Consider the following 16,266-nt stretch of genomic DNA (forward strand, 5'->3'; position numbering starts at 1 on the left):
AGCAAGCTGCTGGTCGCCAACCGCGGCGAGATCGCCGTGCGCATCATGGCCACCGCTGCGGCGCTCGGTGTTCCGACCGTGGCCGTTCATCCCGAGGACGACGCAGCCTGCGCGCATCGTGTACGCGCCGACGAAGCCGTGCAATTGCCGGGCACCGGGGCGGCTGCCTACCTCGACGTCGCGCAGATCGTCGCGGCCGCTGTGCGCACCGGATGCGACGCGCTGCACCCCGGTTACGGCTTCCTTGCCGAGAACCCCGCGCTGGCCCGCGCCTGTGCCGAGCACGGCATCACGTTCGTCGGGCCCTCACCCGAGGCGCTCGAGCTGTACGGCGACAAGGTCGCCGCACGACGTCGCGCGCAGGAGCTAGGCATACCCGTCCTCGCCGCTACCGACGGGCCCACGACCCCGGACCGCGCGCACGAGTTCCTCGACGGGCTGGGCCCGGGCGGCGCCGTCATGGTCAAGGCACTGGCCGGCGGTGGTGGACGCGGCATGCGTCCGGTGACCCGGCGCGAAGACCTCGCCGACGCCCTCCAGCGCTGCGCATCCGAAGCTCGCGCCGCCTTCGGTGACGACTCCGTCTATGTCGAACAGTTCCTGCCACGCGCCCGTCATGTCGAGGTCCAGCTGGCCGGGGACGGCGAGACCACCGTCGTCGTGGGCGACCGGGACTGTTCCACGCAACGGCGACGGCAGAAGCTCGTGGAGATCGCCCCCGCACCTGCGCTGCCCGACACGGTGCGCAAGCGGCTGCACGACGCCGCGACCAAACTGGTCACCGACTACACCGGTCTCGCCACCGTGGAGTTCCTGGTTGCCGGCGACGAGATCGCGTTCCTCGAGGTCAACCCGCGTATCCAGGTCGAACACACGGTCACCGAGGAGACCACCGGCCTCGACCTGGTCGAGCTCGGCTTGCGCATCGCCAGCGGTGCCCGCCTCGCCGACCTGGGTCTCGAGCGGACACCCATCCCACGCGGTGCGGCCGTGCAGGTCCGGGTGAACACCGAGACCATCGCCGACGACGGCACCGTCCACCCCGGCGGCGGCACTCTCACCCGATTCCAGCCACCGGCCGGGCGCGGCATTCGAGTCGACACACACGGCTACGCCGGCTACCAGGTCAGCCCGCGATACGACTCCCTGCTGGCCAAAGTGATCACTACCGGTGCGGACACGGCCGGCGCCGCCGCCCTCGCGTACCGCGCGCTCGCGGAGTTCGACGTCGCCGGCCCGCCGACCAACATCGCGCTGTTGCAGGGCGTGCTCGCGCGCCCCGAACTCGCCGACGGCACCCTGCACACCACGTTCGTCGACGACCACATCGCCGACCTGGCGGCCACACCACGACATGCTTCGCTGCCGGTCGCTCCGGAATCGGCCGCCGAGCCCGAGTCCGTTGTGGACACCCCGGACGGGACCGACGCCGTGCGCAGCCCGCAACAGGGCGTGGTGGTCGCGGTGTCCGTGGACGAAGGCCAGACCGTGGCATCCGGCGCCGAGCTCGTCGTCCTCGAGTCGATGAAGATGGAACACGTCGTCCGAGCCGACGGGCCGGGCCAGGTACACAGCGTCGCGGTCAAGGTCGGTGACGTGGTCGAAGTCGGAGCGCCGCTGGTTTTCGTCACACCAGCAGACGTGGACGACGCAGCGCAGGCCGAGGTGGAGACGGTCGACCTCGACCACATCCGGCCCGACCTCGCCGAGACCGTCGAGCGACACCGCATCGGGTTGGACGAAGGCAGACCCGAGGTCACCGAGCGGAGGCACGCGGCGGGCAGACGCACGGCCCGCGAGAACATCGCCGACCTGCTCGATCCCGACAGCTTCGTCGAATACGGCGCGCTCACCATCGCCGCCCAACGCCGCAGGCGCAGCCTCGACGACCTCATCGCTCGCACCCCGGCCGACGGCCTGATCACCGGCACGGGAACGGTCGGCGGGCTGCCGGTCGCCGTGATGTCCTACGACTACACCGTCCTCGCGGGCACGCAGGGCGTGCACAACCACGCCAAGACCGACCGGCTGTTCCAGCTGGCGGCCAGGGAGAACCTGCCGGTGGTGATCTTCGCCGAGGGCGGTGGCGGGCGGCCCGGCGACACCGACACCTCCGCGATCGCCCAGCTCGACGTGCCCACGTTCCGCCTGCTGGCCCAGCTACGCGGCAAGGTGCCCACGCTCGCCGTGGTGTCCGGCTACTGCTTCGCGGGCAACGCCGCCTTGGCAGGCAGCTGCGACACGATCATCGCCACCGAGGGCAGCAGCCTCGGCATGGGCGGCCCGGCCATGATCGAAGGCGGCGGGCTCGGCGTCGTCGCGCCCGAGGAGGTCGGGCCGATGGACGTGCAGTGGGAGAACGGCGTCGTGGACATCCTGGTCGGCGACGACACCGCTGCCGTCGCCGCCGCGCGCCGGTACCTGTCCTACTTCGGCGCCGGCGACCGCACCGAGGTCGAGCACGTCGACCAGCGCCACCTGCGCCATCTGGTGCCGGAGAACCGGCTGCGTGTCTACCCGATCCGGCCCGTGATCGACGCACTGTTCGACACCGGCAGCGTGCTGGAGCTGCGCGGCGGGTTCGGCGCAGGCATCGTCACCGCACTGGCCAGGCTCGACGGACAACCCGTCGGTGTGCTCGCCAACAACCCCGAACACCTCGGCGGCGCCATCGACGGCGACGCGGCCGACAAGGCCACGGCGTTCCTGGAGTTGTGCCAGGCGCATCGTCTTCCCGTCGTGTCGCTGTGCGACACGCCAGGCTTCATGGTCGGCCCGGACGCGGAGCGAACTGCCACCGTCCGTCGGTTCAGTGCGATGTTCGTCGCCGGCGCCCGGCTCACCGTCCCGCTGTGCCTGGTCGTGCTCCGCAAGGGCTACGGCCTGGGTGCGATGGCGATGGCCGGAGGTGACCTGCACGCACCGGTGGTCACGCTGTCCTGGCCGACCGGTGAGTTCGGCGGCATGAACCTGGAAGGCGCCGTCCGGCTCGGCTACCGCAAAGAGCTGGCAGCCATCTCGGACCCCGACGCTCGCCAGGCCCGCTACCAGGAGCTGCTCGCCGACCTGTACGAACGCGGCAAGGCGTTGAGCGTGGCCACGGTGTTCGAGGTCGACGACGTCATCGACCCGGCGGACACTCGGAAACTGCTGGTCCGCGCGCTACGAAACAGTCGCCGGTGACGGCCGCCTCGGCTCGGGGTGGCGGACGTGGACGCGGTGGTTACCCTCAGCGAATGACCACCTCCCGGACAGAGGCCACGCAAGCGGACCGGCGACGGCGGCTGCTGCGGTTGATGGTGCTCGGCGTGGCGAGCCTGGTGACGGTGATGGCCGTCGTGCTGGTGGTGGCCGCCTACCGCAACGACGCAGCGATCATGGCCAACCGCATCGCGGCGAACGCCGAGGTGTTGTCGCAGGACTGGGCCCGCACCACGGTGCGATTCACCGGCCCGGACGGTCGCGTGCACATCTCCCAGGACGGCGTGCTCTATCCCGGCGGACTGGTCGAGGGACAGCGGTTGCTGGTGGAGTACGACGGCACCGATCCGAACCTGGTACGGGTGGCCGGGCGCACCGCGGACCTCACGCTGCTGCCCGCCGGAAGCACGATCGTGATCACGTGGCTGGTGGCCGGGCCGCTGCTGTGGTGGCTGCGGCCAGGGCGTGCCCGCGCACGCGAGGAAGCCGAGACCTCGGACACCGACGAAGCGACGCGAGAGCCGGAAGTCGCGACGGAGGACTGAGCGGTTCGTTCGGCTATTGGGGTCGGTGCGAGGCAAAGTTCTGGCCATCGGCCCGCAGGCTCGCTAGGTTCGCCCTCGCGACTATCAGGGAGGTATGTCGCAAATCGGAGGTCATCATGAGCCTGAGGAAACGGGCCGGATTCACCACCGCGGCGACAGGGCTGACCGTCCTGCTGTTGACGTCGACCGCGAGCGCAGCGCCAGGGCCGGGCAGTCCGGGAGTCGGCGATCCCTATTACCCGCTGGACGGCAACGGCGGCTACGACGTCTCGCACTACGACGTCAGAGTGAGCTACCAGCCGGAAAGCGACCGGCTCTCCGGCACGACGACCATTCTCGCCAAGGCGACGCAAGACCTGACCACGTTCAATCTCGACTTCTTGCTGAACGTCGACTCGGTGCGGGTGAACAACCGTCCGGCGAAGTTCAGCACCGACGGCGGGGAGTTGACCGTCGACCCGGCACAGGACCTGCACAAGGGCAGCCGCATGCTGGTCGTGGTCAAGTACTCCGACACCCCGAACAAGTACGAGCTGTACGGCTACAACGCGTGGAAGCAGACCGCGACCGGTGCGCTGGCGGTGGACCAGCCTCACATGGCGCCGTGGTGGTTCCCGTCCAACAACCACCCGACGGACAAGGCGACGTACGACATCTCGGTCGCCGCGCCGGAAGGGCTCGAGGTGATCTCCAACGGCACGTTGGTGGGCACCAGCCAGCAGATCGACGGCATGGTGCGCTGGCACTGGCGCAGCAAGCAGCCACAAGCCACGTACCTGGCGTTCATGGCGGTGGAGGACTACGACGTCAGTGAGGAACTGGCGCCCAACGGCTTGTATTACCTGAACGCCTACGCCAAGGACTTGCAGAATCCGGATGCCGCGCGGGCCAGCGTGGACCGCACGCCCGAGGTGACCGAGTTCCTCGAGACGAAGTTCGGCAAGTACCCGTTCGAGGCCCTCGGTGGCGTGGTGACGACCGGCCTCGGCTTCGCGCTGGAGACGCAGACCCGGCCGGTGTACGACGACGGCTTCTTCGCGCGCGGCGCCAACACCTACGTGGTCGCGCACGAGCAGGCGCACCAGTGGTACGGCGACTCGGTGTCGCTGGGCTCGTGGGACGAGATCTGGCTGAACGAGGGCTTCGCGGCCTACGCCGAGTGGCTGTGGTCGGAAGAGCAGGGCGAAGGCACCGCCGCGGAGATCGCGCAGTTCTACTACGACTCCTACGCCGCCGACGACCCGTTCTGGGACGTGCTGCCCGGCGACCCGGGTGCGGAGAACCAGTTCCACGACGCGGTGTACGACCGGGGCGCGATGACGGTGCACGCGCTGCGCACGGCCATGGGTGACAAGGCGTTCTTCAAGCTGCTCAAGCAGTGGCCGAAGAAGAAGCGCAACGACGTAGGGACCACGCCGGAGCTGATCAAGCTGGCCGAGAAGCTGTCCGGCAAGCAGCTGGACGAGGTGTTCCAGACCTGGCTGTACACCGCAGGCAAGCCGGCCACCAGCCCGAACGGCGACGCGGCCGTGCGGGCGGCGAAGGCGGAAGCGCCGAAGTCGGTGGCCAAGATCGACCGGACGCACAAGCTGCTGCACCAGCGCGAACTGGCGCACAAGTAGCGGCGAGGACGTCGTTGGCGGGCCGGCAGGGAACGGCTCGCCGACGACGTGCGTCTGATCGGACATGCGTGACAAAGCCCACATGGTGCAAGCCGCCGTGCTGCTGGTGCTGCTGATGGCGTTGGACGCCCTCAGCGCCCTGGCGGACGGTGGCTCGGAGGAGCCTGCCGCTCGACCGTGACCTGCCGACCGACGAGTCGGCGTCAGCCTGCGCGCCGACCGTCGGCCAAGCGGTCGCTCGCGACCTGCTCCGACGTGGAGATCCCGGTAACCCGGCTCGAAGCTGTTGCCGGTCCGAACGGTGCCCCCAGGGCACCGCGACTGGCATGGCAGGTCGCGTCGTCCATCTGATCGCACGGCGGCGGCATCGCGGCATTTCCGCAGCGCACGCCTCACCCGGCGCGGGTGACCGCCGGACCACACGGCCCGTCCGGCGGCCCGGACCGACTACTCTGGCGCCCATGTCGCGCGCGAGCCTGGACAAGAACCCGCGCGAGGTCGCCGAGATGTTCGACGGCGTCGCGAAGGGCTACGACCGAGCCAACTCGTTCATGACGTTCGGGTTCGATCGCCGGTGGCGCGTGATCACCAGCCGCACGCTGGACGCCAGGCCCGGCGAGAAGGTGCTCGACCTCGCCGCTGGCACCGGGGTGTCCACCGTCGAGTTCGGCCACGCGGGCGCGTGGTGTGTGGCCGCCGACTTCTCCCTCGGCATGCTGCGCAACGGCAAGCAGAAGCGGCCAGGGCTGCCGATGGTCGCCGCGGACGCGTTGCGCCTGCCGTTCGCCGACGAGGTCTTCGACGCCGCCACCATCTGCTTCGGGCTGCGCAACTTCGTCGACCCCGGCGCCGCGCTGCGGGAGATCGCCAGGGTCGTCAAACCGGGTGGTCGGCTGGTGATCTGCGAGGTGTCCACGCCACCGTTCGCCCCGATCCGGTTCCTGCACCGCAAAGTGCTGCTGCAGCTGCCCAAGTGGATCGGCAAGCGCGCGTCGTCCAACCCCGAGGCCTACTCCTACCTGTCCGAGTCGTCCGCCGCCTGGCCCGCGCAGCGGGAGCTCGGCGAGATCATCGCCGCCGCGGGCTGGGAGGACGTCGAGTGGCTCAACCTCACGTTCGGCGTCGTCGCGGTCCATCGCGCGGTCAAGCCCGCCAAGACCGGTGACGAGCCCGAGCAGAACGCCTAGGTCACAACGCGCGGAACCGTTGCGGGTGCGGCCTCTACAGTGACCTCATGACGCAGAGCAGCAGCAGGCGCGGTCCGACGGACGACGCCGAGGTCATCGTGGTTGGTGCGGGACCGGCGGGGTCGACCGCGGCGACATACCTCGCTCGGTCCGGCTTGGACGTCCTGCTGTTGGAGAAGACGACGTTCCCGCGGGAGAAGGTCTGCGGTGACGGGCTCACCCCGCGCGGTGTCAAACAGCTCATCGACCTCGGCATCGACACCCGGGAGGAAGCGGGCTGGGTGCACAGCACCGGGCTGCGCATCCTGGCGGGCGACATCACGCTGGAACTGCCGTGGCCGGAGCTGAGCAGCTATCCGCCCTACGGGGTCTCGCGCACCCGGCACGACTTCGACCACCTGCTGGCGCAAACCGCGCAGAAGGCCGGTGCGCGCCTGTTCGAGAAGACCAACGTCACCGAGGCCGTTGTCGAGCGCGGCCGCGTGGTCGGCGTCAAGGCGGTCGTCGGGCCGGAACGTCAACCGGTGACCTACCGCGCGCCGCTGGTGCTGGCCGCCGACGGCGTGAACGCCAAGCTGGCCCGCAGCGTGGGCATCGAGCGCAACGAGAAGCGACCGATGGGCGTGGCCGTGCGCCGCTACTACCGCAGCCCGCGGCATGCCGAGCCGTTCATCGAAGGTCACCTCGAGCTGTGGGACCGCAGCGATCCGAAGAACCCGCGGCTGCTGCCCGGCTACGGCTGGGTCTTCCCGCTGGGCGACGGCACGGTCAACGTCGGGCTCGGGATGCTGTCCACCTCCCCGGCCTTCCGCAACACCGACTACCGCGCGCTGCTGCGCACCTGGCTGGATGGCACTCCGGAGGAGTGGGGATTCCGCGAGGAGAACGCCGTGGGGAAGATCGGTGGCGCCGGTCTGCCGATGGGCTTCAACCGCACTCCCCACTACAAGGACGGTCTGCTGTTGCTCGGCGATGCGGGCGGCATGGTGAGCCCGTTCAACGGCGAGGGGATCGCCGCGGCGATGGAGTCCGCGCAGCTGGCCGCGGAGCACGTGGTGCAAGCGCTCGCCCGTCCGGCCGGCCCGTCCCGGGAGAAGGCGCTGTACGGCTACACCGTGGCACTACGGGAGCGCATGGGTGGCTACTACCGACTCGGCAACGCGTTCGCCAGGGCCATCGGCAAGCCCGCGGTCATGCGCGTCGCGACCCGCTACGGGCTGCGGATCAACAAGCTCATCCCGCTGATCTACAAGGGCCTGTCCGGCTGCTACGACGACCGGGCAGGAGACGCCGTGGACCGGTTGATCGCGACCGCGTCGCGGTTGACGCCCTCGCCGCGCTAGCCGACCCGGCAGGCGCTGAGATCGGTGGGTAGTGGCTCCGGCCGCGTGCGCCGGCATTCCTGATGCTCGTGGTTGGCTCCGCCGATGTCGCGGTACCGAACGGCCCGCGCTGCTCGCGGCCGGTGCCGCCGTGTCTGCCGCTCGCGCTGTCCGCGATCGGTGCTGCCGTGCCCGGCGCCGCCGTTACCTGAGGCCCGCGCGGACCCAGTGAGCTGCCCCCGACGCCCCGGGCGGGTGCCGTCTTCGCCGCCCGCAGCCGCCCTTGACGGCAGGGCCACTCGGGTGAATCCGCCGACCCGAGCTGTTGCGTCAGTCACCCGCCGCCCATCCCGTGTAGTGAGGGTCACCGGCAGCTGAGCCCCTGTAGCGAGACTCACTGCGGCCAACCATCCGCGCCCATGTGGCAGAAACCACTCCGTCGGCGATCCGCGTCAAGCACCCCGCAGGACCGCTCAGGCGACTCGTTTCACCTGTTCAGAGCCCTATTAATGATCAATGGGGCAGCCATGAGGGACTGATGGGATACCCCGGCGACAAGAGAGTTATGGTCGTCCTACACTGCCTCTACAGCCGTTTGTGAAGACCTTCACAACGCGAGCGAAGTAGCTCGTGAAGAATTTCACAAGCGTTGCGAGGGAAGGGACGGAGTCGTCATGCCGGACACGGCGACCGCGGCAAGCGGACTGGACGCCTACCTGCCGCTGGTGTTGCTGCTTCTGCTGTCCTTCGGTTTCGCGGTCTTCTCCGTGACGATCGCGCCGCTGGTGGGCCCGAAGCGGTACAACAAGCAGAAGCTGCAGCCGTACGAGTGCGGGATCGAACCGTCGCCGCAGCCCGTGGCCGGGGGCGGCCGCGTGCCGGTGAAGTTCTACCTGACCGGGATGCTGTTCATCCTGTTCGACATCGAGATGGTGTTCCTCTACCCGTACGCCGTGGCCGCGGACGCGGTCGGCATGTTCGGGTTCATCGCGGTGCTGATCTTCATCGTCGCGATCACCATCCCGTACGTCTACGAGTGGGCGAGGGGCGGTCTGGAATGGGACTAGAGGAAAAGCTGCCCAGCGGCGTCCTGCTGGCCAGTGTGGAGAAGCTGGCCAACTGGTCGCGCCACTCGTCGCTGTGGCCCGCCACGTTCGGCCTTGCCTGCTGCGCGATCGAGATGATGACCACCGGCGCGCCGCGGTACGACCTGAGCCGGTTCGGCATGGAGGTCTTCCGCGCGTCGCCGAGGCAGGCCGACCTGATGATCGTCGCGGGCCGGGTGAGCCAGAAGATGGCCCCGGTGCTGCGGCAGATCTACGACCAGATGGCCGAGCCGAAGTGGGTGCTCGCCATGGGCGTGTGCGCCTCGAGCGGCGGCATGTTCAACAACTACGCGATCGTCCAGGGCGTCGACCACATCGTTCCGGTCGACATGTACCTGCCCGGTTGCCCGCCGCGGCCGGAGATGCTGATCGACGCGATCCTGAAGATCCACGAAAAGATCAAGCACGAGCCGATCAGCCCGGCACGGGCCAGGCTCAAGGCCGAGCGCGGCGAAGAGCTGGCGCTGCCGCCGTCGTCGGTGCGCTACGCCCGCAAGAAGGACCGCGACAAGCGCGTGAGCGAGATTCCGCCGAACGAGGTGGAAGGCAAGCGCCGCAGCACGATTCCGCTGGAGTTGCTGGAGCAATGACGCCGTGACCGACAAGCCCGAATCTGACGCCACCCCACCACCACAGCAGCCCACCGACGCTGCCGCGACCACCGACCCGGAGCCGGGCGCCGCGGGTTCGTCCGCGGACCGGCCGGGTGCCGGCCTGGAGCCGCGTGGGGCCGAACCCGCCCGTGCGATCGTCGCGGGCCGTGAACGCCGTGGCATGTTCGGCGTGCAAGGCAGCGGTGACACGTCCGGTTACGGCGGACTGCGCCTGCCCGCGTACACGCCGCCGGCGTCCGAGCGCCCGTACGGCGGCTGGTTCGACGCGTTCGCCGACGAGTTCCTTGCCGCCCTCGCCGACGCGGGCATCGACCCGTCGGTGATCCTGCAGACCACCGTCGACCGCGGTGAGATCACCTTCTACGTGCAGCGCGAGGCGATCGTCGACGTCTGCCGCGTGCTGCGCGACGACGAAGGTTTGCGGTTCGAGCTGTGCAGCTCCGTCTCCGGGGTCGACTACGGCGTCGACGTGCCGCAGCGGCTGCACGTGGCCTACCACCTGACGTCCATGACGTACCGGCGGCGTATTCGTCTGGAGGTCGCGCTGGACGTCGACGACCCGCACGTGCCGTCGATCGTCGAGGTCTACCCGACCGCCGACTGGCAGGAGCGCGAGGCCTACGACATGTTCGGCATCGTCTTCGACGGCCACCCCGCGCTGACCCGGATCCTCATGCCGGACGACTGGGACGGCTTCCCGCAGCGCAAGGACTACCCGCTCGGTGGGATCCCGGTGGAGTACAAGGGCGCCGAGATCCCGCCGCCGGACCAGCGGAGGGCGTACTCATGACGGAGAACCAGGCCGAGCGGCTCAGCGACGCCACCACGGGGACCGACACCACCGAGCGCGGCAGCACCAGCGACCCGTACGCGCCGAGCCGGGAGACCACCGAGGGCCCGGTCTACACCGTCACCGGCGGCGACTGGGACGAGGTGATGTCCGAGGTCGCCGGCGACGAGAAGATCATCATGAACCTCGGCCCGCAACACCCGTCGACGCACGGCGTGCTGCGGCTGGTGGTCGAGCTCGAGGGTGAGACGGTCACCGACCTGCGTTCGGTCGTCGGCTACCTGCACACCGGCATCGAGAAGAACGTCGAGTTCCGCACGTGGACCCAGGGCGTCACGTTCGTGACGCGTATGGACTACCTGTCCCCGCTGTTCAACGAGGCCGCCTACTGCATGGGTGTCGAGCGCCTGCTCGGCATCGACATCCCGGAGCGGGCGCAGGTCATCCGGGTGCTGTTGATGGAGATCAACCGCATCGGCTCGCACCTGGTCGCGATCGCCACCGGCGGTATGGAGCTGGGCGCGCTGACCGGTATGACCGCCGGTTTCCGCGAGCGCGAGGAGGTCCTGCACCTGCTGGAGTACCTGACCGGCCTGCGGATGAACCACGCGTTCATCCGGCCCGGCGGGGTGGCCCAGGACGTGCCGGAGGACGCGATCGAGAAGATCCTCGACTTCTGCAAGGTGATGGACAAGCGGCTGCCGGAGTACGACCGGCTGCTCACCGGCCAGCCGATCTGGCAGAACCGCCTCAAGGGCATCGGCTACCTGCCGGTGGATGCCTGCTTGGCGCTCGGCGTGACCGGCCCGGTGCTGCGGTCCGCCGGCCTGCCGTGGGACCTGCGCAAGACCGACCCGTACCTCGGCTACGAGACCTACGACTTCGAGGTCCCCACCTACACCGACGCCGACTCCTACGCCCGCTACCTGATCCGCATCGAGGAGATGCACCAGTCGTTGCGGATCATCCGGCAGGCGGCCGACCGGCTGAAGAAGCCGGGCCCGGTGATGGTGGAGGACAAGAAGATCGCCTGGCCCGCGCAGCTGTCCATCGGCTCGGACGGCATGGGCAACTCGCTGGAGCACGTCCGCAAGATCATGGGTCAGTCGATGGAGTCGCTGATCCACCACTTCAAGCTGGTCACCGAGGGATTCCGGGTGCCGCCCGGGCAGGTGTACGCCACCGTGGAGTCCCCGCGCGGCGAGCTGGGCTACCACATGGTCTCCGACGGAGGCACCCGGCCGCTTCGCGTGCACGTGCGCGAACCAAGTTTCGTCAACCTGCAGGCCATGCCTGCGATGACCGAGGGCGGCATGGTCGCCGACGTCATCGCGGCCGTGGCCTCGCTGGACCCGGTGATGGGAGGCTGTGACCGGTGACTCAGGCACCCGAGACGGTTTTCGGTGACGACGTCGTCGCCAAGGCGCAGGAGCTGATCGGTCGCTACCCCGAGTCCCGCTCGGCGTTGCTGCCCATGCTGCACCTGGTGCAGTCGGTGCAGGGCTTCGTCAGCCGGGAGGGCATCGCGTTCTGCGCCGAGCAGCTCGGGCTGACCGAGGCGGAGGTTTCCGCGGTCGCGACCTTCTACACCATGTACAAGCGTCGCCCGTGCGGTGAGCACCTGGTCAGCGTCTGCACCAACACGCTGTGTGCGGCCATGGGCGGCGACGCCATCTACCAGAAGTTGAGCGAGCACCTCGGTGTCGGCCACAACGAGACCGCGGGCGAGCCGGGCGAGCCGGGCTCGATCACGCTCGAGCACGCCGAGTGCCTCGCCGCGTGCGACCTCGCGCCGGTGGTGCAGGTCAACTACGAGTACTTCGACAAGCAGACCGTCGAGTCCGCCGTCGAACTGGTCGACAAGCTGCGCAACGGGGAGCGGCCGAAGCCGACCCGCGGTGCCGAGCTGACCGACTTCAAGACCGCGGAACTGCAGTTGGCCGGGTTCTTCCCGGAGGACGAGGAGCGGTTCGCAGCGGATGTCGATGGGCCGTCGGCCGCCGAGGAGACCCTGCGGGGCGCGGCGTTGGCCCAGGAGCGCGGCTGGATCGCGCCCCCGATGCCGGAGGAGGGATCGCGTGGCTGACACAGCGTCCAAGACCGACCCGCTCACGCCGGTGCTGACCAAGCGCTGGCTGTCCCCGGACTCGTGGCGGCTGTCCACCTACGAGCAGCTCGAGGGCTACACCGCGATCCGCAAGGCGTTGCGCATGACGCCGGAGGCACTCGTCGAGCTGGTCAAGGAGGCCGGCCTGCGCGGCCGCGGCGGCGCGGGCTTCCCGGCGGGCGTGAAGTGGTCGTTCATGCCGCCCAACGAGGACAAGCCGCACTACCTGGTGATCAACGCCGACGAGGGTGAGCCGGGCACGTGCAAGGACGTCCCGCTGATGATGGCGGACCCGCACTCGCTGATCGAGGGCTGCATCATCGCCTCGTACGCGATGCGCGCGCACCACTGCTTCATCTACGTGCGCGGCGAGGTGCTGCACTGCATCCGCAGGCTGAACAACGCCGTGCGCGAGGCCTACGCCGCCGGGTACCTGGGCAGGAACATCCTGGACAGCGGCTTCGACCTGGACATCACCGTGCACGCGGGCGCGGGCGCCTACATCTGCGGTGAGGAGACCGCGCTGCTCGACTCGCTCGAGGGCCGGCGCGGGCAGCCGCGGCTCAAGCCGCCGTTCCCGGCCGCCGCCGGTCTGTACGCCAAGCCGACCACGGTGAACAACGTCGAGACCATCGCCACCGTGCCCTACATCGTCAACGGTGGTGCGGACTGGTTCCGGCAGATGGGCACCGAGAAGTCGCCCGGCCCGAAGATCTACTCGATCTCCGGGCACGTCGAGCGGCCCGGGCAGTACGAGGCGCCGCTGGGCACCACGCTGCGCCAGCTGCTGGAGATGGCCGGCGGTATGAAGGACGGCATCCCGTTGAAGTTCTGGACGCCGGGTGGATCGTCCACGCCGATGTTCACCGCCGAGCACCTCGACGTCCCGCTGGACTTCGAGGGTGCCGCCGAGGCCGGGTCGATGCTGGGCACCACCGCGGTGATGGTGTTCAACGAGACGGTGTCGGTGCCGTGGGCGGTGATGAAGTGGGCGAAGTTCTACGAGCACGAGTCCTGCGGTAAGTGCACGCCGTGCCGGGAGGGCACGTACTGGCTGTCCCAGGTGCTGGAGCGGCTGGTCGAGGGCAGGGGCACCGAAGAGGACATCGACACCATGCTCGACGTCTGCGACAACATCCTCGGCCGCTCGTTCTGCGCGCTCGGCGACGGTGCGGTCAGTCCGATCCAGAGCGGCATCAAGTACTTCCGGGACGAGTTCCTGGCGCTGTGTGAGTCCAACAAGCGTGAGCTGGTGGGAGCGTCGGCATGACACTTGCGCACGACAAGCCGACCGAGACTCAGCCCGAGGTGCCCGAGGGGCACGTGCGGTTGACCATCGACGGGCAAGAGGTGATCGCGCCCAAGGGTGAGCTGCTCATCCGGACCGCGGAGCGGCTGGGCACCATCATCCCGCGCTTCTGCGACCACCCGCTGCTCGACCCGGCGGGCGCCTGCCGCCAGTGCCTGGTCGAGGTGTCCATGGGCGGGCGGCCGATGCCCAAGCCGCAAGCGTCCTGCACCATGACCGTCGCCGACGGCATGGAGGTCAAGACCCAGCTGACCTCGCCGGTGGCGGACAAGGCGCAAAAGGGTGTGATGGAGCTGCTGCTCATCAACCACCCGCTGGACTGCCCGATCTGCGACAAGGGCGGCGAGTGCCCGCTGCAGAACCAGGCGATGGCACACGGCCGGGCCGACTCCCGGTTCGTCGACCGCAAGCGCACGTTCCCCAAGCCGCTGCGGATCTCCTCGCAGATCCTGCTCGACCGCGAACGCTGCGTGCTGTGCCAGCGCTGCACCCGGTTCTCCCAGCAGATCGCCGGTGACCCGTTCATCGACCTGCTGGAGCGCGGCGCACAGCAGCAGATCGGCACGTCGGAGACCGCGGACCTGGAGGCGGCCGCGTCGACCACGCCCTCTGGCGAGCCGTTCCAGTCGTACTTCTCCGGCAACACCATCCAGATCTGTCCGGTCGGTGCGCTGACCTCGGCGCAGTACCGCTTCCGGTCGCGCCCGTTCGACCTGGTGTCGACGCCGAGCGTGTGCGAGCACTGCTCGTCCGGCTGCGCCGAGCGGACCGACTTCCGCCGGGGCCGGATCATGCGGAAGCTGGCCGGCGACGACCCGGACGTCAACGAGGAGTGGATCTGCGACAAGGGCCGCTTCGCGTTCCGCTACGCCACCGCGCCGGACCGCATCCGCAAGCCGCTGGTGCGCGGCGAGGACGGTCAGCTGCGCGAGTCCTCGTGGACCGAAGCGATGCAGGTGGCGGCGGACGCGCTGGTCAAGGCGCGCGACGGCAAGGGCATCGGGGTGCTCACCGGTGGTCGGCTGACCGTCGAGGACGCCTACGCCTACCAGAAGTTCGCCAGGGTCGCGGCGCGGACCAACGACATCGACTTCCGGGCTCGCGCGCACTCCGCGGAGGAGCTGAGGTTCCTGGCCTCCTCGGTGGTCGGCACGACGCCGGAGCACGTCAGCTTCTCCACGTTGGAGAAGGCGCCGATCGTGCTGTGCGTGGCGTTCGAGCCCGAGGACGAGGCGCCGATCGTGTTCCTGCGGCTGCGCAAGGCGTCCCGCAAGGGCACCAGGGTCGCGTACGTCGGGCAGTGGACCACGTCGTCGGTGCGCAAGACCTCCGGCGAGCTGCTGGCCTGCGCGCCAGGAGCCGAGGCGGCCGCGCTCGACGGCATCCCGGAGCACGCCAAGGACCTGCACGAGGCACTGTCCGCCGAGGGCGCGGTCATCCTGGTCGGCGAGCGCGCCGCCGAGGTGCCCGGCCTGTTCTCCGCGGTGCAGCGGCTGGCCGACGGCACCGGCGCCCGGGTCGCGTGGATTCCGCGCCGGGCCGGTGAGCGTGGTGCGCTCGACGCCGGTGCGGTGCCGACGCTGCTGCCCGGTGGCGCGCCGGTCACCGACGCGCAGGCCCGCGCCGCGCTCGAGCAGCTGTGGCGCCTGCCGGAAGGCACGCTGCCTGCCGAGCCGGGCCGCGACACCGCGGGCATCCTGGCCGCTGCCGCCGCGGGCGAGCTGGACGCGCTGGTGGTCGGCGGTGTCGACCCGGACGACCTGCCCGACCCACAGGCGGCCCGCGCCGCGCTGGACACGGTGGGCTTCGTGGTCAGCTTGGAGATGCGGCCGTCGGCCGTCACCGAGCGGGCCGACGTGGTGCTGCCGATCGCCCCGACGGCGGAGAAGGCGGGCACGTTCCGCAACTGGGAGGGCCGCGACCGGCCGTTCGACGTCACGCTGCAGAACACCGGTGCGCTGCCGGACTGCCGGGTGCTGGACACCCTGGCGGTGGAGATGGACGTCGACCTGTTCACCCAGACGCCGAAGGCCGCGTGGGCCGACTTCGACCGGGCCGCGGGCGCGGTGCCCCGGACCGTCGAGGCCTTCCAGGCCGAACCGGCCGCGGCGCAGGAGGAGTCGACGAACGGGCACGTGAAGCTGTCCACCTGGCGGCAGCTGATCGACAACGGATCGCTGCAGGTCGAGGAACCGCACCTGGCGGGCACCGCACGGCCTGCCGTCATCCGGCTGAACGCGGCCACCGCCGAACGGCACGGCGTCGTCGCCGGAGAGCTGGCGACGGTCCGCACCGAGCGGGGTGCGTTGACGCTGCCCGCGGAGATTGCCGATCTGCCGGACGGTGTGGTGTGGGTGCCGTCCCGCTCGCCGGTCGGCGTGTACGAGGCGCTGGGCGTCGGGCACGGCGGGGCCGTGCAGCTCAGCGCGGGTTCCGGTGAAACGGGAGGTGCGGCGTGAGCAC

Annotated in this window: 12 protein-coding genes; all 12 read left to right on the forward strand. The window is 69.7% G+C overall.

The features are described from left to right. Positions 1–45: 45 nt before the first annotated feature. The 12 genes from YWM_RS0118870 to YWM_RS0118930 all read left to right on the forward strand — a co-directional run bounded on the left by YWM_RS0118870 (position 46) and on the right by YWM_RS0118930 (position 16,262). Positions 46–3,183, forward strand: coding sequence for an acetyl-CoA carboxylase family protein (locus YWM_RS0118870; protein ID WP_052345297.1), 3,138 nt, complete (start codon positions 46–48; stop codon positions 3,181–3,183). Positions 3,184–3,236: 53 nt separating this feature from the next. Further along, positions 3,237–3,746 carry a DUF3592 domain-containing protein gene (locus YWM_RS0118875; RefSeq protein WP_169721013.1) on the forward strand — a complete coding sequence of 170 codons (510 nt, stop codon included), beginning with the start codon at positions 3,237–3,239 and terminating at the stop codon, positions 3,744–3,746. Between the two features lie 116 nt (positions 3,747–3,862). Then, positions 3,863–5,368: a M1 family metallopeptidase gene (locus YWM_RS0118880; protein ID WP_028851998.1), complete on the forward strand. Its 1,506-nt coding sequence runs from the start codon at positions 3,863–3,865 to the stop codon at positions 5,366–5,368. A 461-nt stretch (positions 5,369–5,829) separates the two neighbouring features. After that, positions 5,830–6,555 (forward strand): class I SAM-dependent methyltransferase, encoded by a 726-nt coding sequence (locus YWM_RS0118890; protein ID WP_028851999.1) that lies wholly within the window; start codon positions 5,830–5,832, stop codon positions 6,553–6,555. A gap of 47 nt (positions 6,556–6,602) precedes the next feature. Beyond that, a complete protein-coding gene (locus tag YWM_RS0118895; RefSeq protein WP_028852000.1) occupies positions 6,603–7,898 on the forward strand; it encodes a geranylgeranyl reductase family protein in 1,296 nt (431 codons plus the stop codon). Between the two features lie 653 nt (positions 7,899–8,551). Next, entirely contained in the window at positions 8,552–8,944 is a 393-nt protein-coding gene (locus YWM_RS0118900) for an NADH-quinone oxidoreductase subunit A (RefSeq protein ID WP_028852001.1), read from the forward strand. Then, a complete protein-coding gene (locus YWM_RS24550) occupies positions 8,935–9,573 on the forward strand; it encodes a NuoB/complex I 20 kDa subunit family protein (protein WP_084612518.1) in 639 nt (212 codons plus the stop codon). Before YWM_RS0118900 ends, YWM_RS24550 begins: the two co-directional genes overlap by 10 nt. A 4-nt stretch (positions 9,574–9,577) precedes the next feature. Then, positions 9,578–10,387, forward strand: a complete 810-nt coding sequence (locus YWM_RS24555) for an NADH-quinone oxidoreductase subunit C (protein ID WP_052345123.1) — start codon at positions 9,578–9,580, stop codon at positions 10,385–10,387. Next, a complete protein-coding gene (locus tag YWM_RS0118915) occupies positions 10,384–11,766 on the forward strand; it encodes an NADH-quinone oxidoreductase subunit D (RefSeq protein ID WP_028852002.1) in 1,383 nt (460 codons plus the stop codon). The genes YWM_RS24555 and YWM_RS0118915 overlap by 4 nt, the downstream gene beginning before the upstream one ends. Continuing rightward, positions 11,763–12,473 (forward strand): NADH-quinone oxidoreductase subunit NuoE, encoded by a 711-nt coding sequence (gene nuoE, locus YWM_RS24560; RefSeq protein WP_043661554.1) that lies wholly within the window; start codon positions 11,763–11,765, stop codon positions 12,471–12,473. The genes YWM_RS0118915 and nuoE overlap by 4 nt, the downstream gene beginning before the upstream one ends. After that, positions 12,466–13,764 (forward strand): NADH-quinone oxidoreductase subunit NuoF, encoded by a 1,299-nt coding sequence (nuoF, locus tag YWM_RS0118925; protein WP_028852003.1) that lies wholly within the window; start codon positions 12,466–12,468, stop codon positions 13,762–13,764. Before nuoE ends, nuoF begins: the two co-directional genes overlap by 8 nt. Continuing rightward, positions 13,761–16,262, forward strand: coding sequence for an NADH-quinone oxidoreductase subunit G (locus YWM_RS0118930; protein WP_028852004.1), 2,502 nt, complete (start codon positions 13,761–13,763; stop codon positions 16,260–16,262). The genes nuoF and YWM_RS0118930 overlap by 4 nt, the downstream gene beginning before the upstream one ends. Positions 16,263–16,266: the final 4 nt, after the last annotated feature.

Origin of the sequence: Thermocrispum municipale DSM 44069, from assembly GCF_000427825.1 — a bacterium.
In the GTDB taxonomy this organism is placed as follows: domain Bacteria; phylum Actinomycetota; class Actinomycetes; order Mycobacteriales; family Pseudonocardiaceae; genus Thermocrispum; species Thermocrispum municipale.

Bases quoted from the DNA above. Each gene is read 5' to 3' on its own strand.
- YWM_RS0118870 (WP_052345297.1), top strand. From the start codon at position 46: ATGGCCACCGCTGCGGCGCTCGGTGTTCCGACCGTGGCCGTTCATCCC.
- YWM_RS0118875 (WP_169721013.1), top strand. From the start codon at position 3,237: ATGACCACCTCCCGGACAGAGGCCACGCAAGCGGACCGGCGACGGCGG.
- YWM_RS0118880 (WP_028851998.1), top strand. From the start codon at position 3,863: ATGAGCCTGAGGAAACGGGCCGGATTCACCACCGCGGCGACAGGGCTG.
- YWM_RS0118890 (WP_028851999.1), top strand. From the start codon at position 5,830: ATGTCGCGCGCGAGCCTGGACAAGAACCCGCGCGAGGTCGCCGAGATG.
- YWM_RS0118895 (WP_028852000.1), top strand. From the start codon at position 6,603: ATGACGCAGAGCAGCAGCAGGCGCGGTCCGACGGACGACGCCGAGGTC.
- YWM_RS0118900 (WP_028852001.1), top strand. From the start codon at position 8,552: ATGCCGGACACGGCGACCGCGGCAAGCGGACTGGACGCCTACCTGCCG.
- YWM_RS24550 (WP_084612518.1), top strand. From the start codon at position 8,935: ATGGGACTAGAGGAAAAGCTGCCCAGCGGCGTCCTGCTGGCCAGTGTG.
- YWM_RS0118915 (WP_028852002.1), top strand. From the start codon at position 10,384: ATGACGGAGAACCAGGCCGAGCGGCTCAGCGACGCCACCACGGGGACC.
- YWM_RS0118930 (WP_028852004.1), top strand. From the start codon at position 13,761: ATGACACTTGCGCACGACAAGCCGACCGAGACTCAGCCCGAGGTGCCC.